The 22,761-nt window shown below is 47.6% G+C and carries 18 protein-coding genes; 11 read left to right on the top strand and 7 right to left on the bottom strand.

The window, feature by feature from the left end; all coding sequences use genetic code 11:
* Positions 1-33 precede the first annotated feature (33 nt).
* Genes H608_RS0100365 through H608_RS0100350 form a run of 4 tightly spaced genes read right to left on the bottom strand, consistent with a single transcriptional unit; the run spans position 34 to position 3,972 of the window.
* Complete coding sequence (locus H608_RS0100365) at positions 34-390, bottom strand: DUF3127 domain-containing protein (protein ID WP_245565694.1); 357 nt, start codon at positions 388-390, stop codon at positions 34-36.
* Between the two features lie 45 nt (positions 391-435).
* Entirely contained in the window at positions 436-2,088 is a 1,653-nt protein-coding gene (locus tag H608_RS0100360; protein ID WP_028785929.1) for an MBOAT family O-acyltransferase, read from the bottom strand.
* A 9-nt stretch (positions 2,089-2,097) separates the two neighbouring features.
* Positions 2,098-3,477 carry an SGNH/GDSL hydrolase family protein gene (locus H608_RS0100355; RefSeq protein ID WP_051267868.1) on the bottom strand — a complete coding sequence of 460 codons (1,380 nt, stop codon included), beginning with the start codon at positions 3,475-3,477 and terminating at the stop codon, positions 2,098-2,100.
* Between the two features lie 18 nt (positions 3,478-3,495).
* A complete protein-coding gene (locus H608_RS0100350; RefSeq protein ID WP_028785927.1) occupies positions 3,496-3,972 on the bottom strand; it encodes a glucosaminidase domain-containing protein in 477 nt (158 codons plus the stop codon).
* Between the two features lie 177 nt (positions 3,973-4,149).
* Between H608_RS0100350 and H608_RS0100345 the strand changes: the two genes are divergently transcribed.
* Positions 4,150-4,845: a hypothetical protein gene (locus H608_RS0100345; protein ID WP_028785926.1), complete on the top strand. Its 696-nt coding sequence runs from the start codon at positions 4,150-4,152 to the stop codon at positions 4,843-4,845.
* A 562-nt stretch (positions 4,846-5,407) separates the two neighbouring features.
* Here the strand turns inward: H608_RS0100345 and H608_RS0100335 are convergent.
* Positions 5,408-7,672 (bottom strand): DUF3857 domain-containing protein, encoded by a 2,265-nt coding sequence (locus H608_RS0100335; RefSeq protein WP_081658730.1) that lies wholly within the window; start codon positions 7,670-7,672, stop codon positions 5,408-5,410.
* Positions 7,673-7,696: 24 nt separating this feature from the next.
* Positions 7,697-9,571, bottom strand: a complete 1,875-nt coding sequence (locus H608_RS0100330; RefSeq protein WP_028785923.1) for a transglutaminase domain-containing protein — start codon at positions 9,569-9,571, stop codon at positions 7,697-7,699.
* 218 nt (positions 9,572-9,789) lie between these two features.
* Here H608_RS0100330 and recA point away from each other — a divergent pair, with 218 nt between their 5' ends.
* The 9 genes from recA to H608_RS0100285 all read left to right on the top strand — a co-directional run bounded on the left by recA (position 9,790) and on the right by H608_RS0100285 (position 21,012).
* A complete protein-coding gene (gene recA, locus H608_RS0100325; protein WP_028785922.1) occupies positions 9,790-10,800 on the top strand; it encodes a recombinase RecA in 1,011 nt (336 codons plus the stop codon).
* 1,037 nt (positions 10,801-11,837) lie between these two features.
* Positions 11,838-12,740 carry an OB-fold protein gene (locus H608_RS0100320; protein WP_028785921.1) on the top strand — a complete coding sequence of 301 codons (903 nt, stop codon included), beginning with the start codon at positions 11,838-11,840 and terminating at the stop codon, positions 12,738-12,740.
* 36 nt (positions 12,741-12,776) lie between these two features.
* A complete protein-coding gene (locus H608_RS23255; protein WP_028785920.1) occupies positions 12,777-13,313 on the top strand; it encodes a YceI family protein in 537 nt (178 codons plus the stop codon).
* A 131-nt stretch (positions 13,314-13,444) separates the two neighbouring features.
* Complete coding sequence (locus H608_RS0100310) at positions 13,445-13,900, top strand: methylglyoxal synthase (RefSeq protein ID WP_028785919.1); 456 nt, start codon at positions 13,445-13,447, stop codon at positions 13,898-13,900.
* Between the two features lie 51 nt (positions 13,901-13,951).
* The gene (gene uvrB, locus H608_RS0100305; protein ID WP_028785918.1) at positions 13,952-15,991 is read left to right on the top strand and encodes an excinuclease ABC subunit UvrB; all 2,040 of its coding nucleotides are present in this window, start codon (positions 13,952-13,954) and stop codon (positions 15,989-15,991) included.
* A 149-nt stretch (positions 15,992-16,140) separates the two neighbouring features.
* Positions 16,141-16,374 (top strand): hypothetical protein, encoded by a 234-nt coding sequence (locus H608_RS0100300; protein ID WP_028785917.1) that lies wholly within the window; start codon positions 16,141-16,143, stop codon positions 16,372-16,374.
* A gap of 190 nt (positions 16,375-16,564) precedes the next feature.
* Entirely contained in the window at positions 16,565-19,417 is a 2,853-nt protein-coding gene (gene polA / locus H608_RS0100295) for a DNA polymerase I (protein WP_028785916.1), read from the top strand.
* Positions 19,418-19,585: 168 nt separating this feature from the next.
* Positions 19,586-20,242, top strand: coding sequence for a DsbA family protein (locus H608_RS0100290; protein ID WP_028785915.1), 657 nt, complete (start codon positions 19,586-19,588; stop codon positions 20,240-20,242).
* Between the two features lie 98 nt (positions 20,243-20,340).
* Positions 20,341-21,012: a DUF1579 domain-containing protein gene (locus H608_RS0100285; protein WP_028785914.1), complete on the top strand. Its 672-nt coding sequence runs from the start codon at positions 20,341-20,343 to the stop codon at positions 21,010-21,012.
* Between the two features lie 46 nt (positions 21,013-21,058).
* Here the strand turns inward: H608_RS0100285 and H608_RS0100280 are convergent, their stop codons facing one another.
* Positions 21,059-21,556 carry an SRPBCC family protein gene (locus tag H608_RS0100280; protein ID WP_028785913.1) on the bottom strand — a complete coding sequence of 166 codons (498 nt, stop codon included), beginning with the start codon at positions 21,554-21,556 and terminating at the stop codon, positions 21,059-21,061.
* A 119-nt stretch (positions 21,557-21,675) separates the two neighbouring features.
* On the opposite strand from H608_RS0100280, the gene H608_RS0100275 reads away from it, so the two are divergent.
* Complete coding sequence (locus tag H608_RS0100275) at positions 21,676-22,752, top strand: sensor histidine kinase (RefSeq protein ID WP_245565693.1); 1,077 nt, start codon at positions 21,676-21,678, stop codon at positions 22,750-22,752.
* Positions 22,753-22,761: the final 9 nt, after the last annotated feature.

The following is a 22,761-nucleotide window of genomic DNA, read 5'->3' as shown; positions in this document are numbered from 1 at the left end:
ATCCGGCCCGGAGGGCCGGCACATTTTCACATTCTAGAAGGGAAGATCATCCTCATGATCGCTTGTCAACGGCGTATCGTGATAGTCGTCTGAAGGGCTGGCATCAACAGGTCCTGCGCCGCCGGCCAGTTCCACTTTCCACGCTTTTACATCGGTATACCAGCGGCCGTTATATTCGCGGCTTTCAACGTCGAAGGAGATGGTAAGCGAGTTGCCTGGTTTCAGTTGGTTGTCGTTGATCTTGTCGCCCCAGATGGAAACACACACTTTCTTCGGATACTGACCATCGGTTTCAACGATGATATCCTGTTTTTTCCATTCGCCATTCTTTCCCTGACCTTTCTGCAGCGGTAATACCTGCACAAGTTTGGCTGTAAGTTGCATTGACATAGACCGTGTTATTTTGCTGCGAATGTAGGCTATTTCCCGTTTTTCTTAAAACTGCAGATAAATCGGCATCACCGGTTCCGACGATTTCAGGGAGCCATACAACAACACAAACAGGAAGAAGATGACCAGGTAACCGATCAGCGGAATACGTCCCACACGACCGATCAATTTATCTGCATAATTATCCGGAATGGCATGAATGAGATAACCGATTGTCATCATCAGCAGCACGGGCCAGTAGTTGTTGCTGAATGCGCCCCATACGGAGAAGTCGAAATTATACCAGATCTGGCGCAACATCACCATTGCACGATCGAAGTCGGGAGTGCTTTCATCAAAGTCCGCAGATTTGAAAAATACCCAGCAGAAACACACAAAATGAAAGGTCAGTAATACCGCGAGTATGCGTGACAACTTTGTTTCGCGGATGCGGTTGGCCGTCAGCAGCATCCAAACTTTATGTACGGCCAGGGCTATGCCATGCAACGCTCCCCAGATTATAAAATTCCAGTTGGCACCATGCCAGAAGCCACCGAGCAACATCGTTGTCAGCAGGTTCATATTGGCAGCCACTCCTTTCTTTTTTCGCTCGATAATGGCCGGCAAAAGAAAGATCAGGAGGATGCCTGCACTCATCAGCAGCGAGCCGACTACGCCAAACCCAAGCAGGTGAACACCGGCAAAATAGCTCCCTGCAAAGAAGAGCAGCGAAAAGATCCAGGTGGTAATGGTGGCGCCTCGGTTGCCACCGATGGGAATGTACAGGTAGTCGCGCAGCCAGGAGGAGAGGGAAATATGCCAGCGCCGCCAAAATTCGGTGATGCTTTTACTTTGATAAGGCGAAAGGAAGTTGGTCGGAATATGAAAACCCAGCCAACGCGCAATCCCTATCGCCACATCACTGTAACCACTGAAGTCGCAGTAGATAACAATCGCATACGCGTAAACGGCAAACAGGTTTTCAACGCCCGTATAGCGCCCCGGATCGTCAAAGATATAGTTGACAAAATTCAGTGTGATAAAATCCGAGATGACCAGTTTTTTAATAAGACCGGAAATAATCAGGTAAAATCCTTTGGCAAAATCCGTTTCCGTGATCTCGTAGGGCTTGTTGATCTGCGGTACAAAATCATGTGCTCGCACAATCGGTCCCATCATCAGTTTAGGGAAGAATGAAAGGAATAGCAGGTAGTCGCTGAACTTGCGCGCAGGCTCAAATTGCCCGCGATATACGTCCACCGTATAACTCAGGTTTTCGAACGTGTAAAAGGATATGCCGATCGGCAACAGGATATTCAACGGATGAAACCCCGTATTTAATAAGTCATTGGACAGCGAGATAAAAAAGTTGGTGTATTTGAAAGTGAACAGCAGCCCGAGGTTGAACACGATGCTGATCACCAGCAGCGTGGTTTTTTTCGTTTTATTTTTTTGCCGCCAGATGGCATTGGATAAAATGAAATCGACAATTGCCGAAACGATCACGAGTCCTACAAACCAGCCGCTCGCTTTGTAAAAAAAGTAAAGAGAAAAAGCGCAAAAGATATAACGGCGTACGACGTAGTTATGCCGGAACCGGTAATACAAAGCCATGAATGTGGCGAAGAAAAAAACAAAGAACCCATTGTTGAACAACAGCGGATTGGATTCGTCGTAGACGAACTGATGAAGAAAAGCATCAATATCGAACGATGGCATACTTAACTTTTATTTTGGAGTATCACCTTTTTGCTGGCGCCGGCTGTATTTTTCAAACTCACGAAGCAGGTCTTCAAAAAACCAATTGCCGAGTATTTCAGCACCCTGGTGATTAGGGTGTACATAATCTTTGTTTGCTAAGGATGGTTTACGGTTGGCCCAATCCACAATTGAATTTTTTCCGCCCATCGTACTGTACAGGTTATAGAAATACGAACCTGTTTCATAAGCGGTGGTAGCCTGGATCTTCAGCAGGGTATCGATGCCCACGGCAGTAGCATAGCCGTCAGGGTAACGGAATGCGCGGTCTGCTGTTCCGGTAATCAGGAAATCTGCTTTGGGGAAACTACTGCGGAACCGTTCCACTACCGGCATCAGCATGCGCGCGTACCAGGTAAAGTTTTTATCGTTGGCGCGGAACAATACATTCACACCGTATTGAAAAATGATCAGGTCGTAAGGGTTTTCCTGCGCGATTGTCTGCAGGAAATTGCTGTCAAGTGATTTGTATTCATCGCCACGTGAGCCACGGAAAGAGAAATTATCAACGATCACACCCGAAAGCGGTTCAAATGAAACGCCGTAGAGGGGCAAACGGCTGTCGTCCACGTCCAGTCGCAGTTTGCGGGAAATGTCTGAGGCCAGTACGATGCGGTTGAATGATTTGTCGGCGTTGATGCTCACCGGTTGTCCGTTCACGCGTATGGTAACCGGCGCTTCTGTTTTTCCGCAGAGTAAAATTTTCTCCGTAACGTAAGTGGAATCGGTAATTGTTTTATCGGTTACGCTCACCCAGTCGCCTGAAGTAGTGAAACGGTGGCCGGATAAATAGAGTGTGGATTTGTCGCTTGCGTTGCGCAGGTTGTCGTCCTTCCATCCGTTGGAGTAATCGTGTTCGATGGTCTGCCGCAGTTTGTGACCTACAAAATTGATATTGACAAAACCCACGCCTTGTCCGCCGAAATATTCCTGCAGACGTTTGCGGAATGTTTGTGTCAGCAGGTCGTTTTCGATCATGCTGTCACCGAAATAGGCGATGCGGATCTTTTGCTGCTGCCCGTTTTTCAACGCATACAACTTTGCCATCAGGTGTGGCAGCGAAGCCAGGCTGGTGTCGGTTTGAAACCCGGTAATGTAATGAGGTGTGTGGTAAAGTAAAAAGTCCTGTTGTGGTCTTTCTTCAATGATGATGGGTTGGCTGCCACCTGTTGTATCGGACCCGGGTCCGTCGGCGAGGAAGGTGGAATCACCTGTTACCACATCGGCAATCAGGTTCACACGGTCGAACGGACGCCAATGCAAACCAAACGCGTAGCTCACAAGGGAAAAAAACAAATAAGCCGAAACGGCATACACCACAAATAGGAAGACGCGGCGGTTGCTATTCATACAAACACGAAGAAACGATTAGTTAGCCAGTTTATTTCTTTGAATAGCAGTGATTATTTTTTTCCGCCATTCTGCGGGACGTTCCGAATAGCCGGTCTTGCTGATGGCTTCGACCCATTTCCGGTAATCCTTTTCCCCCTTCAATTTAGGATAAAATTTTCTTCGTGCCACCAATTGACAAAATGCCGCATAGGATGCGGCCACACTGGGGTATTGTTTGTAGCGCGTGCGGATGCCATGTGTTTTCTGAAGCCGGTTGCTGCCTACGATGCCAAAATGATTATTCAGTAAACGGGCGTTGCGCGTAGTGCCGGCACCTGATTCGACGATGGCCACTGCCAGGATTACGGAACTCGGGATGCCGTACACGGCTGACAGCGAATCTGCCAACGGCCGGTATTTACTGACATACGCCTTTTGTGCCCGGGCCGGAACGGTTAGCACCATCAGCGCCAGCAGGCCGAGGAAAATAAAAGTCCTGCGAAAAGGCAGCATTCGTCGTTTTTTACGGGGTATACATGCCATGGATGGCGGTAAACCTACAAGAAAATGCCGATTTTTCATAGTATCCTGATGAATTTAGCATCTGATACGTTGCAATTGCGGGGTATTGCTGCTGCCTCCGCCGGAATGATTTATCTTGCGGGATATTTCTAGCATTTTATAAAGAATATGAACACCCGATTGATCGTAAACCGTGACAGCGAACTGGTGGAAGCCAATGAACTTCCGCAGGTACAGTTTTCACCCATCGTGAAAGCATTCGCGCGTTTTTTCTCCTATTTATTCCATCCGGTATTTATCCCGTTGTATACGATCGCCTTCCTGTTGTTCATTCATCCATCAATGTTCACCGGATTTCCGGCGGAAAAAAAAGTGCTGATTTTTATCCAGGCTTTTCTTCCGTATTTCTTTTTCCCCGTTGTTATCCTGCTTCTGCTGAAGGCGTTGAAATTTCTTGACTCCATTCAACTCCGCACGCAGAAAGACCGCATCATTCCGATCATCGCTTGCATGACCTTGTATTTCTGGATCTGGTATGTATGGAAGAACTTACCTGAAATCCCAAGGAGTATTGTTGTGCTTGGGCTGGCCATTTTCGTTTCTTCCATTATAGCGCTGATGGCCAACATCCGCATGAAGATCAGTCTGCATGCTATTTCCATTGGCGTAATGCTCGGCTTCCTCGGATTCCTGGCGCTGGGATCAGATATCAGTTTTACGGTTTATATGATGGTGGCCCTGCTCGTAGGCGGTATTACCTGCACATCGCGCCTGATCGTGTCCGATCATACTACGGCTGAAGTATACCTTGGTTTAATTGCCGGTATTGCCTCCGTGGTGATTGCTGTTTTTTTTACGGTATAAAAAAGGCATTATTAACGCCATAACGCAAGAGCGAGCAGGCCCGTTGGTCTGAAGACCAACGGGGGCGTATGTCTACGAGAGGTACAAATTAGCGCCTTTGTTGGTCTCCCGACCAACAAGCAGTCGGATTGCTTCGACAGGCTAAGGTCAACTTCGTAGATAACGCAAGAGCGAGCAGGTCCGTTGGTCTGGAGACCAACGGGGGCGTATGTCTACGAGAGCTACAAATTAGCGCCTTTGTTGGTCTCCCGACCAACAAACAGGAGTCGGATTGCTTCGACAGGCTAAGGTCAACTTCGTACATAACGCAAGAGCGAGCGGACCCGTTGGTCTGGAAATCAACGGTGGCTGATGTCTACGAGAGGGACAAATTAGCGCCTTTGTTGGTCTCCCGACCGACAAGCAGGAGTCGGATTGCTTCGATAGGCTAAGGTCAACTTCGTACATAACGCAAGAGCGAGCAGGCCCGTTGGTCTGGAAATCAACGGTGGCTGATGTCTGCCTGACAGGGTTTGAAATATTCCGAAGAGTTAGGGTGAGAACATAACATACATGAACGATGTTATTTTTTTCTCAGCAATATTTTCTCTTTGGTAAACTGGAATGCCTCATCGATAAATGCCGTAATGTTCGGCCAGTTCTCTACCGGCTCCCATGATTTGGTATACCATTTCTCGGCCGTGATCAGCACCTTATTATTTTCGGTGCGTGCGGTGGTAACAAAACCTCCCGAAACATTCTCCACCTTGCGGTTAAATTTATCCAATCCTTCGGCTGTAAAACCTTCGGGGATTTCCAATTCAATCTGGTAGCTGTAGCTGCGCGGATAAGGCATGTACACGCTGATCTTCCGTTCGCGCTGGTCGGGTTTCAGTTCCAGTTGCTCGGTGATGAGCTTACCGGCATCCACGATATAATTATTACCGGCTTTTTTCACCCAGCCTTCCATGACAAAATTTTGTTCCATTTCAAACACCGGCTGACCGGGCATTGATCCCAGGGAAATGATCCTGAAATCCTTGAGTTCTTTGGCGGCGGTGCCGTACGAGCTTTCTATTTCGTTTTCGAAAGCTTTTTTCTTTTCGGTACGTGCTTTTTTGATCACGGAGGCTAACTCATCGGCCTGCTTTCTCGATTTTTTATTGCGGTCGTCGTTGATCTCGAGTAATGTTTTGTTTTCTCCAACCGACCAGCCGGCTTCCATGGCCGCGTCTTCAAACAAACCAAGCCAGGCCTGTTGATCCCGGCGTTGGATGCCTGTTGCTTTCTGGTTGCGGTAGATCAGCATTTGCTCGGGATTGTCAGCGTTGAATTTTACGCGAAGCTTTTCCGCCTTGTTATTGTCTTTATGCGAACTCACCGGCAGCTTGATCACTCTTCCTTTGTCGAAATCAATATTGCTGCGTGAAAAATCGAAGTAGATTACTTTAGCCTCTTCGCCCTGGAAGGAAGCCGGGATTTCATTTTCCTGGTAAAGACTGGTGGAGTAGGAGAAGAAACGCTCTTTCTTGCTACCAGCACGTACCATTACGCTCAGGTCTGTCAAATCAAAAAGGTTGTCGCGCGATACACTGTTGCGTCCCGCCACGATCACGATATCGCTGGGGATTTTATATTCTTTTTCCAGCGTGAAAGCAAACTGCAGGCAGCCAAGTATCTGATGATACAGGCCATACTCGATATAAGGTGTAGAGAAATTGGATTCGAGGTCGAAACTGGAATAAGAATCCGTCCACTTGCTAAACCGGTACAGATACGAAATAAGCGAGTCTGTATTATCGGCTTCGGGATGTGCCTTTTTATATTTTTTATACGCGTCGCGGAACTGCTCGCGGAAAGGGGCAAAGCCGCGCGAATAATAAGGTGAGCCTGCTCTTGTCTGCAAAGTGAAAATGTTGGCAGCAATATCTCCAAACTTTGCTTCGATCAGGTTTTCGTATTTCTTCGCCTTCTCCACGCTACCGGGTTTGATGGCCGGAAGGTCTTTACGCACAATACTGCCCGTTGTATATTTTACCCGCACAATAGGGATCTGGCGTGGAATGGAATACCACAACATGTCTTTCATCTTCGGAAGATGGCGGGCTTTCAATACCAGCCGGTTGGATTCTTCTTCTGAATCGTAGGTTACTTTAAAGTCAGGTGCGCCATTGATCGTTTGATATTCTGCAGAAAAACGGCTGTCGAACACAAAGCTCAATTCGTAGTTGATCACCGGATAGTCTCCCGCAAGTACTTCATTCGATTCATCGGGCATTTGATTTTGTGCAGCACTGTTGATATCGTAATATTTTACAGAATAAAAATCAAGGATATCACCAACCGACAGACCGGGGATCGCTATTTTTTTCTTGTTGTTTCTTCCTTCCAGCGCTACCGCTTCGTCCACGTTTATTTTATGAACGCTGCCGTCGGGTTTGATGAGACGGATATTGACAAATGAATAGTTCTTATAATTACCAACAATGGTTTTGTTTTTTTCCTGTAATTCGGTGAAGGTGAGTTCGGAGTATTCGTCGAGTGCGGATTTGTCGTTGAGAAGAATTTTTTCCCGGTAAATATTCAGGAAGTTGAACATGGTGCGTGCACTGCGGTTCACGAAAAAGCTGCCTACTTTTTTGGAGCTGGTCTCGAGGCTGATCTTTTTTGCGAGGATAACAGCGGACTCATTTTTATAAAAATCCGGAACCGTATTGGCTGCAAAAGCCGTATCCGGCGTACCGAAAATGCGTTGCTCGAGTTCGTCGGCCATCTTTTTGTAATCATCATTCTGTGCTGCAACAGACAAAGAGAGAAGGAGGACACAAAGTCCCAGGAAATGTTTCATGCTTGGCTTGGTTTTCTGGTGGGTTTAATTCTTTTCAAAAACGATCTGTTCGCGGTACTTGCCGGCGAGTCCATTGATAAAGGTGTTCCATTTTTCAAAATCGGCTTTACGCAACCAGGTTTCCTTGATGCGAATCTCTTTGCGGTAAATAAGTTTACCGGGTTTTTGCTGATAAGAAATGGAAACGTCGGCGTTGGTATGCTGGCTTTTCAGGTTATCGGGAACGGTTTTAACGCGATAGCCTGCGGGAATATCCAGTTCTATTTCGGTAATGATATGTTCTTTATAAGGAAGCAGGATATCGTGCTGGCGTTTGGCCGCGTCAACGCGAAAGTCGTTCATCTCCTTCCGGAAATCCAGTTCTGCATAAAGTTCTTTGTCGAACGCAGTAATGGCGTTGCGGAAATGCAAATGGTATTGAATGTTGAGCAGGGTATCGGGTGTATTGAAAATGGCGGGTTGCAGATTTTCAATGGCATAATCCTGGTTGCTTTTGGAAAGATAAGAGATCAGCGATTGCTGCATATTGTCTTTCTTGGTACGTTCGATGCTGTTGAGCAGGTCTGAGCGTGATTCGCCTTTGAAAGAAAGTTGTACATCGCCTTTGAGGTCGAGTGCGTTTGCGAAATGCAGTTTGGCCGTCTCCCGTTGAACGTTTTGTTCGGGTGTAGTGGCGGGTATGGTTTCGAGCAGGTAGCTGTCGCCGTTTTCGATCAACACCTGCCGGCCCTGGATGCGTTCGGCGTATTCATTCAGGCCGATATTGGTTTCGGTAGCATCGAGAAAATATTTTTTACCCTTATAAATCCATGCGCAGATCATGTGATTATCTACGGCCATGGAAGGTGTGGAATAATCATAAGCGATATGATTGGTACCGAGCCAGCACACGCGGGCATCTAGGCCGATGGCTTTTAATAATCCGCGGGTGAGATTGGCCATCCCTTTACAATCGCCGTATTGTTTGCGAAGCACATCGCCGGCGGGAGCGGGGCGGAAACCGGCAATACCATCTTCAAAAGCGATGTAGCGGATATGTTGCTGTACCCAATAAAAAATGGCTTTTACTTTTTCCATGTCGGACGAGAGGCCGGCGGTGAGTTCGGTCGCTTTCTTTTTAAGTAGCTCCTGGTCATCCTGCACCTGGCGTACCAGGGATATATACCATTTGTATTGATCCTGCAATGTCTTAAAATAAACGAATTGCTTATTGCCCGGCCTGGCTTCCTGGCAGCGCACAAGGATATGCGGGCGGATATAGGAGCTGCCCGGTGCTCTTGACTCGCGCATGGGTTTGGGAATATTGCTGAGTGTATAAGTAATGATGCGTTCATTATTTTCGATAGACTCGGCCTTCCGGATATCGAAGCCTTTGAAATTATACTCCACCAGCTCTGCGTTCATCCAGATGGGTATGATAAAGCGAACCGTCTTTTTTTCAGTGAGATAGGGTTCTGTGAAATAAACGCTGGTAAAATACTGCGGGTCCTGATGGGTTCTGCGGAGTACGACGCGGCTGGTGCTGTTTCTTTTTTCGAGCGGCAGGGAAAAGTAGCAGATGCGGGCATCGGAATAGAAAATGCTTTCTACGGAATAGTATTCGTAGCGCGGGCGGATCTGTTTGGCTTTGCTGCCGTTAACATATATGGTTACATCGTCGATGGTGGTGGTGGAATCGTACATTTCGCTGAAGGGGATTTCGGTACGCACATCGTTGCAGCGGAAGGTGACGTCATACTCTTCGGCAATCTCAACGCGTTCGCCTTTGGCGGCTGTCTGAAAGCGGAAGGTCTGGATCTTGTTTTCGACGACCACATTGTTGTCGGTATCCTGCGCCTGCAGGCTGGTGGAAAAAAACAGCAAAATGGCCGCTGAAATCCCAGGGAAAAGGCGTTGCATGCTCTTAGTTTTGGTGGACGGAGTTGGTTCGGGTGCAAATATCCGTCAAATAAAGTAAATGGGCCGGGCGGTAAATGCAGGATGGCGGGGAAAAGAAAAAAATCCAAAAAAATTAGCGCCGTGTTGCTAAATGATTTAGTTTTGTACCGTTAGTAAAATTTTTAGGTGGGCGGTAATTAAAGCATATAATTTTGGGACAAACAGCAAAAACTATAGAAATGTCAAGCAATACCAATGCAGAGAAATTAAAGGCGCTCAAGCTTACCATGGACAAGATCGACAAAGATTTTGGTAAGGGCAGTGTAATGATGATGAATGAAAAAGGCGAGGTCACGCAGGAAGTAGTGTCCACCGGTTCTATCGGCCTGGATGTGGCGTTGGGTATTGGCGGTTTACCGCGTGGCCGTGTGGTAGAGATCTATGGTCCGGAATCATCTGGTAAAACCACGGTGGCAACCCATGTTATTGCGGAAGCGCAGAAAAAGGGTGGCATGTGTGCCATCATCGATGCGGAGCACGCTTTTGACAGTTCATATGCCAAGAAACTGGGGGTGGATGTTGATAATCTGCTGATCTCCCAGCCGGATTATGGTGAGCAGGCGTTGGAAATTGCCGACCGTTTGATTCTTTCCGGCGCGCTGGATGTGGTCGTGATCGACTCGGTAGCTGCACTTGTACCAAAAGGTGAACTCGAAGGAGAAATGGGTGACAGCAAGATGGGTCTTCAGGCCCGTCTGATGAGCCAGGCTCTCCGTAAACTGACAGCAACTATTTCGAAGACTAATACTATTTGCATATTCATTAACCAGTTGCGCGAGAAGATCGGTGTAATGTTCGGTAACCCCGAAACCACCACTGGTGGTAATGCGCTGAAATTCTATGCGTCTGTACGTTTGGATATCCGTCGCAGCACACAGATAAAGGATGGTGACGAAGCGATTGGTAACCGTGTAAAAGTAAAAGTGGTAAAAAACAAAGTGGCGCCTCCTTTCCGCGCTGCTGAATTCGATATCATATTCGGCCAGGGTATCTCCAAAACCGGCGAGATCATCGACATGGGTGTAGAACTGGGCATCGTTCAGAAGAGCGGTAGCTGGTTCAGCTACAACAGCGATAAACTCGGCCAGGGCCGTGATGCGGTTCGTCAGTTGCTGCTTGATAATCCTGAGCTTTCCATGGAGATTGAGACCAAGATCCGGGAGAAGATCAAGGAAATGCAGGCTTCCTGATAAGCAGGCTGGTTGTAAAGTAGTTCCACAAACAAGGTAAAAAGTAAAGCAAAGCGGCAGAAAGCTTCATGGGAGCTGTGCGCTTTAGCGATGAAAATCAGCTAAGGGAATAGTTATGTCCGGGCGGGATCGATCTGCCTGGTCAATGCTAATCACCTGAAAAACAACAAAAAATAAGAAAGGATGCCCTCGGGCTTTTTATAAAGAATGTAATGTTTAAACCTTTTTAGGTTTAGATGGGTTAGTAAGTGTCACCGTTCCGTTTTCACGGAGCGGTTTTTTTTGCCCTTCGAGAACCTCAGGGACCGCCCTTCGAGAACCTCAGGGACGGCAATAGATCAATCAGTGAACGGTCATACTCCCAAGCTGCCCTGGTTCGTGTATACACGAACCAGGGGCCGACAATCGAATAAACAGTTGTGGTTTGACCGGAAATTCCCAGCCGATAACCGGAAGCCAGCGGAGAGCAATAGTGGAATCAGGAATAAGTGAATGGTCATACTCCCAAGCTGCCCTGGTTCGTGTATACACGAACCAGGGGCCGACAATCGAATAAACAGTTGTGGTTTGACTGAGAATTCCCAGCCGATAACCGGAAGTCAGCGGAGAGCAATAGGGGAATCAGTGAATAAGTGAATGGTCAGACTCTCAAGCTGCCTTGGTTCGTGTATACACGAACCAACAGCCGACAATCCAAATGCCGCGGACAAGTAATAAGTCACTAACGTAATAAAGCCCCGGTCTGACCCCAAACTCCCGGCGTAGACGGGGGCGGCACGTAAAACTTACTACTTAAAACTTATTAAGCCTCTTTTTGACGATATTTTGACTTTTAGTTTGAACTTGTGGCGAATCCTTTGCGTCATAACAATTCAAAAGTAAAAAGTCAAAATTCAAAAGACCGGCAAGGAGACGAGTGAGACCTAAGAGCTTGTACAAACAACTTATAACTTATTACTTACAACTAACCGCAACTTCTTAACATACATCAACCCGCTCAATGTTTAAACATTATATTTTTGGCTTAATAAATTGATATGACCGCACAAGCTTCCCCTTCAAAAGTCAGTCGCGCACTGCACCTTGTATTCGGCACCTTACTCATAGGTGTTTTTTTTCTGAGCTGGGTGTCCTGGGACGGCCACAAAATCAATGGCGCCGATTTTCCCGGCGGTCGTTTTTTTGAAGTGTCTTCCGCAAGATTCGGTCTTAGCAACCCCTTCCCGCAGTTTGCATGGGTGAACTATATTTTCTGGTTTGCTCCGGCCGCGGCATTGATCGCTTTGGGTCAGTCGGTATTTGGACGTAAACGCTGGTTTTTCTCCTGCCTCGCCGGTGTATTGACCTTGAGCCTCGCCACCGTGTTCTTTCTTTTCACCCGCACGTTGAATATGCTCGGTGCCGTTGAAGATGTTTGGGCCGCCATCCAGCCAGCCTGGTGGATAGCCATGGCAACAGGTGTCGGCATCATCATCACTTCCGGTGCCTTTCCGCTTCCTGGTCGCATTATCATTGTCCTGCTGGGGCCGCTGGCCACCTGGGCCGGGTTCATCCTGATCAGCAGCTATATCGAAAACAAAACCTACGAAAAGACCGACGATATCAAGCCCGCTTATACCGTCAGCGCGCAGGCGCTGCTGAAAGAATTCGAAACCGGTGACAGCACCGCCAATAAAAAATACCTCAACCAGATCGTGCTGGTCAATGGCCGCATAGCCGAAATTCAGAAATCTGCCGATTCAACATTGAATGTCAAATTCGCTGATGAAAACGGATCCTACATTATTTTTCCGTTCGACAAAACTTCTTTCAGCCGTGTGAAAGACCTCAAAGAAGGCGATAGCATCGGCGTGAAAGGCGCCTGTAGCGGAGATGTATACAGCGAGATCCTCGAAACAAGGATCATCAACTTCGAACGTTGCGTTCTCAATCAACCCTGAATAAATAAAACTTAACTAAACAAACAACAAACAAAAATGAAAAGAATCATTCTTGCCCTGGCTCTCGTGGCCCTGACCGGCAGCGCTTTCGCTCAAAAAAAGACCACGTCTTCCGCAACAGTTAGCTTCGATGCTACTACGCCTAAAGACGCATTCCCCAAAGCTGAAAACAAAACAGCTATCGCTTCTCTTAACACCAAGACTTCTGCAGTTGCATTTGAAGTACCGGTGAAAAACTTCGTGTTCCCCAACGCAACGATCCAGGAACATTTCAACGGAGAAAGATGGCTGAATTCCGATAAATACAAAACCTTCACCTTCGCCGGTAAAATCGTTGATCCTTCGAAAGTGAACTTCGGTAAAGATGGTTCTTATACTGCCGACGTTGCCGGTAAACTGACAGTGAAAGACAAAACAAACGACGTTACTGTTCCTGTTACATTCGTGGTAAAAGGTTCAAGCGTTACCGCTTCTTCTTCTTTCGATCTTACACTGGCCGACTATGGTGTAATGGCTGACGGTGAGAAGATCAGCAAAACTCCTAAAGTGAACGTAAACGCTGAGTTTAAGTAAAAACGTGAATGGTGAATCGTCAATCGTGAATAGAAGGCAATACATATTGACGATTCACGATTGACCATTGACGAGGCAAATTTTTGAATTAAAAAAGCTCCCGCATGCGGGAGCTTTTTTATCTTTAGGCCATGAGCACTAGAGTTTTGGGAAGCCGCAAACACATTGCACTGGTAGCGCACGATCATCGCAAAGACGAATTGATCCGCTGGTCCATCCGCAACCGCGAGGCACTTACACGCCATGCCTTGTACGCCACCGGCACCACGGGCTCCATGGTAGAAGGCGCCATTGAGGTAACGGTAACCAAGTTTCTCAGCGGTCCACTCGGCGGCGATCAGCAGATCGGTGCCAGCATCGCCGAAGGAAAAATAGACGTGCTCATCTTTTTCTGGGATCCAATGGAGGCGCAACCCCATGACCCCGACGTGAAAGCACTGCTGCGCGTAGCCGCCACCTGGAATATCCCCACCGCCTGCAACGAAGCCACCGCCGACTTCCTGCTCACCAGCCCCCTGATGACGGAAGATTATGAACCACTGCTTCCCGATTTTTCCGCCTATCTGAACAGGAAAATTACTTCCTGAGTTCTGTGTTTTTTAACGGTTAAAGAAGGCAAAACTGTGGTAAATTGCAGTATGGCTTTCCAGTTACACAGTCCCTATACTCCGGCCGGAGATCAACCCGAAGCAATACGTCAACTTACTGAAGGAATACAAAGCGGTGAAAGGTTTCAGACCCTGCTGGGCGTAACCGGATCGGGCAAGACCTACACCATGGCCAATGTGATCCAGAACGTGCAACGTCCTACGCTGGTATTGACGCATAACAAAACACTCGTAGCACAACTCTACGGTGAGTTCCGTCAGTTCTTCCCCGAAAATGCGGTTGAATATTTTGTTTCCTATTACGACTACTACCAGCCGGAAGCCTATATGCCGGTGAGTGATGTATACATCGAAAAAGATCTCAGCATCAATGACGAGCTGGATAAACTCCGCCTGCGTGCTACTTCGAGCTTACTCAGCGGCCGCCGCGACATCATCGTGGTGGCATCCGTAAGCTGTATTTATGGTATGGGTAATCCCACGGACTACGAAAACGGGATCATCCGTGTCAACAAAGGACAATCCATTTCACGGCAGGCTTTTCTCCATAATCTTGTCAATTCACTTTATACACGCACCACACTGGAGTTCAACCGCGGTACATTCCGCGTAAAAGGAGACACCGTTGATATTAACCTTCCTTATGTTGATTATGGCTATCGCATTACTTTTTTCGGAGATGAAATTGAAGAAATAGAAAGCATCGAAAAGGTAACCGGCAAACGCATTGGTGTAATGGAAAATGCAGCCATCTTTCCTGCTAATCTTTATGTAGCGCCCAAAGACATCATGCAGCAGGTGCTGTATGAAATACAGGATGAAATGGCGGCGCAGGTGGAATATTATAAAGCTTCGGGCAAACTCATCGAAGCGCAACGCCTGAAAGAACGCGTGGAGTATGACCTGGAAATGATCCGCGAACTGGGTTATTGCAACGGTATCGAAAACTATTCCCGCTTTTTCGACCGCCGCCTGCCAGGCACGCGTCCCTTCTGCCTGCTCGATTATTTTCCCAAAGACTTTCTGATGGTGATCGACGAAAGCCACCAGACCATTCCGCAGGTAAGTGGTATGTATGGCGGCGACAGAAGCCGCAAACTCATCCTGGTTGATTACGGATTCCGCCTGCCTTCCGCACTGGATAACCGGCCACTCAACTTTCATGAATTTGAATCGCTGCTGAACCAGGTAGTATTTGTATCCGCTACACCCGATGACTATGAATTGCAAAAAACAGATGGTGTGGTAGTGGAGCAGGTGGTAAGGCCAACAGGTCTGCTCGATCCGCCTATTGAAATAAGACCATCCGTTAACCAGATCGATGATCTGCTCGACGAGATCGATAAAACAGTGAAGAAAGGTGATCGCGTGCTGGTGACCACCCTCACCAAACGCATGGCGGAGGAAATGGACAAATACCTCCACCGCATCAATATCAAATCCAAATACATCCACAGCGAAGTAGATACATTGGAGCGCGTGGAGATCCTGCGCCAGTTACGGCTGGGCGATATCGACGTGCTCGTTGGGGTAAACCTGCTGCGGGAAGGTTTGGATCTCCCGGAAGTATCGCTGGTGGCCATCCTCGATGCCGACAAGGAAGGTTTCCTGCGGAATGAGAAATCACTTACCCAAACGGCAGGCCGCGCTGCGCGCAACGTAGACGGACGTGTGATCTTTTATGCGGATAAGATGACCGACAGCATGCAGAAAACAATTGATGAAACACTGCGCCGCCGCGAGAAACAGATGGCTTATAATATCGAACATAACATTACGCCCCAAACCGTCAAGAAAAGCAAGGAACAGGTGTTTGCCCAAACATCCGTGCTCGATGTCAAAGGCTTCGATCCGGCCAATCCTTATGCCATTGCCGATAGCCAGGATATGATCAGCCAGGCCGCCGATGAACAACCCGTTTACAAAACCATTCCGCAGGTGGAAAAAGCTATTGGTAAAATGCGCAAAGACATGGAGAAAGCCGCGCGGGACCTGGATTTCATGGAAGCGGCCCGCCTGCGCGACGAAATGTTCGCCCTGCAAAAACAATTGGAAGGCATGAAAGTGTAATCGTAATACTACGAAACGCCCTTTTGTATTTTCCCTCTATTTTGACAAATTCCACCCGCCGGAACTTGCGAACCATTATGTGCCGCTCTATCTTGCACATGAAAACCACGGGAATCCAATATTTTTTAAAACCAAAAAATCCAATAGATATGAAACGTCGTGTTCAGAAAATCCTGAATTTTTCTGCATTCAACCTTCTTTTCTTCGCTCTCTACCTGAACTTCATTCACAAAGATCAAAGCGCTTCCATTGTGCCTGTTGTTGAAAACCAGCACAAATCAGCCAGCGTTACAGGTACTGTAGTAGTAGAACACCCCGAAGCATATTTGCAACAAAAGACCGCCGGTCAGCCACTGGCTGCAGGTCAGCTTGCACAGCAGTAAGGATAAATTTTTTTAGCCTCGGCTCTGGTGAAGTTTTTACTTCGCCCTTGCATGATCTTTTTCAAACAAAGCAGAGTTTAGACACGCCCAGCTAATTTTTTAGCAGGGCTTTTTTTTGCCCGGTCGGTTTGTTGACCCGGCTGGTTCGCCGGTGGCTGGTGGAAAGCGCGAAACGGATTACCTTAGCGGCATGGACAAAAGACTCTTTCTGCTCGACGCCTATGCATTGATTTTCCGGGCTTACTATGCACTGATCCGCAGCCCGCGGCTGACCAGCAAAGGCAAAAACACCAATGCCCAGTTTGGTTTTACCAACGCCCTGACCGAACTCATCAATAAACAAAAGCCTACACACATGGCCGTGTGTTTCGATACGGCCGCGCCCACAGAGCGCCACACCGATTTTGCTGATTATAAAGCCAATCGCCAGGAAACACCCGAAGATATTTCCCTGGCTGTACCCGATATCATCCGTATCATTGAAGGATTCAACATCCCGGTTATCGCCATCGACGGATACGAAGCCGATGACGTGATCGGCGCATTGAGCAAACAAGCCGAAGCCGCTGGTTACGAAGTATTCATGGTCACACCCGATAAAGATTATGGCCAGCTCGTGAGCGAAAAAATCAAGATTTACAAACCCGGCTACCAGGGCGGTGAGGTGGAGATCATGGGGCCCGCAGAAGTATGCGCCAAATGGGGGATCAAAGACGTATCACAAGTGATCGACGTGCTCGGCCTGATGGGTGATGCCGTCGATAATATTCCGGGTATTAAAGGGATTGGTGAAAAAACAGCAGCCAAATTGCTTGCCGAATACGAAACACTCGAAAATATCCTGGACAATGCCGATAAGATCAAAGGATCGATGGGCGAGAAGATCAGAGCCGGCCGCGAGAGCGCCATTCTTTCGAAAAAACTGGCGACCATCATTACCAATGTTCCGGTTGTTTTTCATGAAGAAGATTTTTGCCTGAAAGAGTGGGACAAACCAGCGCTCAGTGAAGTGTTCGCCGAACTGGAGTTTAAAACACTCACCAAGCGCTTGCTCGGTGAAGAGTTGCCTTCCTCTGGTACTGAAGAAACAATTGCAAAAACTGCCGCGGCACCGCAGGCTGTGCAAACCGATCTTTTTGGTAATGTGATCGCCGCTCCGGAACCCGCTTCCAAAAAATCAACAGAGGAAGTGCCGGGCATCGCACAACTCATCGAAGGCGGCGGCAACAATATTCACAACACACCGCACCATTACGAAGCATGCACTACGCCGGAAGAAATACAACACCTTGTCAGCAAGTTATCCGATCACACGGAAATTTGTTTCGACACGGAAACAACGGGCATCGATGCCAACGAAGCCGAATTGGTCGGGCTTAGCTTTTCTGTAGTACCCGGTGAAGCGTTCTATGTTCCGTGTCCTCCCGGCAAAGAGCAAACATTGGCCGTACTCGAACATTTCCTGCCACTGTTCGGCAATCCGACAATCACCTGGATCGGACAAAACATCAAGTACGACCTGTTGATCTTGAAATGGTACGGTGTGGAAATCAAAGGCCAGTTCTTTGACACGATGCTGGCGCATTACGTGATAGAACCAGACGGCAAACGCAGCATGGATGAGTTGAGCGCAAAGTATCTTGGCTACGAACCGGTGTCCATTGAGGAGCTCATTGGTAAAAAAGGAAAAGGCCAGGGGACTATGCGCGATGTGGAACTCGAAAAAATCAAGGACTATGCAGCAGAAGATGCCGACATCACCTTGCAATTAAAACAAGTATTTGCTCCGCAGATAAAAGAAAAGGAAGTGGAGCGTTTGTTCAATGAAGTGGAGAACCCGCTCGTGCCCGTGCTCACCGATATGGAATTTGAAGGCGTGAAGATAGATATCCCGTTTCTCCATGAATACTCCCGCGAACTTGAAAAAGATGCAAAGACCGCTGAAGAACGGGTATACCAGCAGGCAGGTGTAAGATTCAATCTTGCTTCACCCAAACAATTGGGCGAAGTATTGTTTGAAAAACTGCAACTCGATCCGAAAGCAAAAAAAACCAAGACCGGTCAGTATGCAACAGGTGAAGATGTGCTGGCCAAATTGGAAAACAAAAGCCCGATCGTTGCCGACATCCTGACCTTCCGCGAACTGACCAAACTCAAATCAACTTATGTAGACGCGTTGCCGGTGCTGATCAACAGCAAAACCGGGCGCGTGCATACCACTTACGGGCAAGCCGTCGCGGTTACGGGCCGTCTGGCAAGCAATAATCCCAACCTGCAAAACATTCCCGTCCGTACGGACAGAGGCAAGGAAATACGCAAGGCCTTTATTCCGCGCGATGAAGAACATGTGTTGTTGTCTGCCGACTATTCGCAGATTGAATTGCGGATTGTGGCGGCCATCAGCGGCGACCCCGCTATGTGCGAGGCCTTTCAGAAAGGAACAGATATCCATACGGCAACGGCCGCCAAAGTTTACAATATCGCAGAAGAAGACGTGACCAAAGAGATGCGGTATAAAGCGAAAAGTGTAAACTTCGGCATTATCTATGGTCAGGGCGCGTTTGGTCTTGCCGATAACCTCGGCATTTCCCGCACGGAAGCCAAAGAGATCATCGATAACTATAAAAAACAATTTGCCGGTATTCAGCAATACATGGACAATACGATCAATTTTGCGCGTGAACATGGTTATGTGCAGACATTGATGGGACGTAAACGCTGGCTGCGCGATATTGGCTCTTCCAACTTCACGGTGCGCGGATTCGCGGAGCGAAATGCCATTAACTCACCCATACAAGGTACGGCTGCCGACATGATCAAGATGGCGATGATCAAAGTGCACAAGATGATGAAGGACGAAGGTTTTAAAAGCCGGATGATCCTGCAGGTGCACGACGAATTGATCTTTGATGTGTACCGCGAAGAGCTCGACCGGTTAAAACCGCTTATTCTCGACGCCATGCAGTCGGCACTGATATTACCCAATGATGTGCCGGTGATTGCCGAAGCAGGAACAGGAAATAACTGGCTGGAAGCGCATTAAACAGCCGTTGTAAGTAATAAGTTATAAGTAGTAAGTATAAACAGCCATAAATTGGTCCTTGAGCTTTTAGCGATTGTATAGGGCTGTTTTATTGACGATTCACGATTCACGATTCACGATTCACGATTGACGATTCACGATTGACGATTCACCATTCACGATTCACTCATGAAAAAACACGCTATATATTATTGCTATGATGCTTATTGCGGCTGGTGCTATGGCTTCAGCCCGGTGATGAAAAAGATCGCAGAAGAATACGCGGAAACCTGTCATATAGAAGTATTGTCGGGAGGAATGATTACCGGCGAATATGTAAAACCGGTGAGCGCGCTGGCGGGCATTGTGAAAGCACATTATCCCATGGTGGAGGAAACGACAGGTATCAAGTTCGGGCAGGATTTTCTCTGGCACATGGAAAATCCGGATAAGAGCGATTGGTTTCCCAATTCGCTGAAACCGGCGATTGCCATGGTTATTTTCAAAGAAATTTACCCGGAGAGGCAGGTGGAGTTTGCTTCGGATCTGCAATATGCACTCAACTTCGAAGGCCGCGACCTGGACGACGATGAAGCGTATCGTCACCTGCTGGAGAAGTATGCAATAGAAGCGGAAATCTTTTATTCACGCCTTCACTTTGAAGCTTACCGCGAGAAAGCCGAAGAGGAATTCGAGCTCTGCCGTCATTTGAAAGTAACAGGTTTCCCTGCCGTATTTATTCAGGCTTCGGATGCCCGGCTTTACCTGCTTGCAAGGGGTTACACGAGTCATGAAACCCTGAAAGCGAGGCTGGACGATGCTTTGAAGCAATTAAATGAGGGCTGATCAAACTGGTGTTCGTCTCCCTAATTTCCTGTTTGGTCTGCTTATTTTAGGCATTCTGAAGGCGTAACGCTACCTTATCGTTTCAAAAACCATTGTTTATGAAACGTATACTGTTTGCCTGCATGGCTACGGCCATGATTGCCACTGCCTGTAACAACGAAACCAAGAACACCGACGCTACAAAAGATTCCAATTCCACTGTGGTGGAAAAAGACAAGCCTGCCGATGCTAAAGACCAGTCTTACACAATGCCGGATTCCGCAACCATGATGAAGAACTGGGAAGCCTATGCCACTCCATCCGATGTACACAAGATGATGGCCAGCTGGGATGGTAACTGGACCAGCGAAAGCACCATGTGGCACGCACCCGGTGCACCACCACAGGTAAGCAAAGGCACTACCGTCAACAAAATGATCATGGGTGGCCGCTACCAGGAGTCCATTCACAAAAGTGAGATGATGGGCATGCCGTTCGAAGGCCGCAGCACCGTAGCTTATGATAATGCACGGAAAGAATTTATCACTACATGGGTAGACAACGTAGGCACAGGCCTGATGGTTATGAGAGGAAAATGGGACGATGCTTCCAAAAGCATGAACCTCAGCGGAACATGTGTGGATCCCAGTGCCGGTAACGGTCGTGAAATGAATGTGAGAGAAGTATTCAGGATAGTGGACGACAACAACCAGGTAATGGAAATGTACGGGCCCGCTCCGGATGGCAAAGAATTCAAAATGATGGAGCTCAAACTCACAAGGAAAAAATAAGTAACTGATGTCTGACGTCCCGCTACAAGGCGGGACGTCAGGCTAATCAGGAATTCGCTACGCCTTTCAGGTTCAGGTTACGGTTGCGCAGGTCCACACCTCCTTCAAGGATAGATTTCATATCGGTCATGTGAAAGGTCCATCCGTTCTTGCATCCCATGTGGTAATATACTTTCCCGCTTTCGTCGGTCGGGATGTTTTCCTGTACAAGTTCTACGATGTGCTCACCCTCTTCTTCATAAAGTCTGACGGTGCAATTACCGGCTTTGCCGAAACTGAAACGGAATAAATCTTTTCCGTTCGTTTCCAGTATCGTTCCGTGCTCGGTGTCTTCATCGGAATAGCCATGCCAGTGCCACTTGTAAGTGTCGCCAACGGACACGGGTTCATCGTCTTTCAGCAATGTACCATCGGGGCGGCGGTATTCACAAGCGCGCAGGAACCAGCGTTCCATGCCACCGCGGGTACTCCAGCAACGGTATAATGTTTCCAGGTCGGCCCTTACAGGAATTTTTACACGAAAACGGCTCCAATCGAAATCCATATAGTTTTAAGTTTTTAAGTATTAAGTAATAAGTAAAACAGCCAGACTGTCTATTGACCTGCCACTATTATCCAACTTATAACTTAATACTTATTACTTATAACTTTACCTTGCTCAGTATGGAAAAATGGACGATCAATACCTTCTCTTCCGCGACGAAACCACGGCCGTTTACGCCGGTCAATGACAGATGGTTTCGCTTCATTGTCATACCCATACTCGGCATTTGCATTCCGCTGGTTTCGGGTATGATAAGGGAGGTTGATCTTTCCGTTAATTTCAACCGGCTGAGTTTCGTTTATACCACGCTGATCTCACTGGTGGTCTGGCAGGGCAACCGCTATCTGCATTTTTCGCTGAGAAGCTATTTCGACTGGTACCGCAAACCCGTACACAAGATCGTTGCCATGCTGCTCACGATCTGTTTTTATACCATTCCCCTTAGCGTATTGATGTTGCTGGGTTGGTATCAATTGTTTGTTCCCGGTCCTCCCGACCGGCAGACCATCATCCTGGCCACACTCATTATTCTCGTATGTGTTATTTTTATTGCCCACGTATACGAAACCGTATTTCTTGTAAAGGCGTCGGAAAATGAAATGCTGCGCAATGAGCAACTCGAACGCGCCAAAGCAGAGGCCGAACTGGAGGCATTGAAGAATCAGATCGATCCGCATTTTATTTTTAATTCATTGAACACCTTATCGCATCTCATTGAAGAAAAACCTTCGCGGGCGCGGCAGTTCAATGATGATCTCGCCGGTGTTTACCGTTATCTTTTACAAACGAAAGGCCGTGAACTGGTTTTGCTGCGCGAAGAAGTACAGTTTCTGCAGAATTATTTTTCCTTACTCAAAATCCGTTTTGAGGAGGGGTTGCAACTTAATTCTTCCGTACCGTGCAACATTTTGGATGAACATCTTGTCCCACCGATATCATTACAATTGCTGGTGGAAAATGCCGTGAAGCACAATCGTTTTTCCGAAAGCCATCCACTGACAATTATTATGAGCGTACGCGATCACACCCTTTGGGTGTACAATCCGATCCATCGAAAAGAATCTGCCGCCACCGGGTCTTACATCGGTCTTAATAACCTGCGAGACCGTTACAGGTTAACCACCGGTATGGAGATCATTGTCCATGAAACCGAAGAGAGTTTTGAAGTAGGGCTCCCGTTATTAAAGATCGGTTAAACAAAAACT

It is taken from the genome of Terrimonas ferruginea DSM 30193 (assembly GCF_000425585.1).
In the GTDB taxonomy this organism is placed as follows: domain Bacteria; phylum Bacteroidota; class Bacteroidia; order Chitinophagales; family Chitinophagaceae; genus Terrimonas; species Terrimonas ferruginea.
This window is presented reverse-complemented; position numbering and strand designations above follow the sequence as displayed.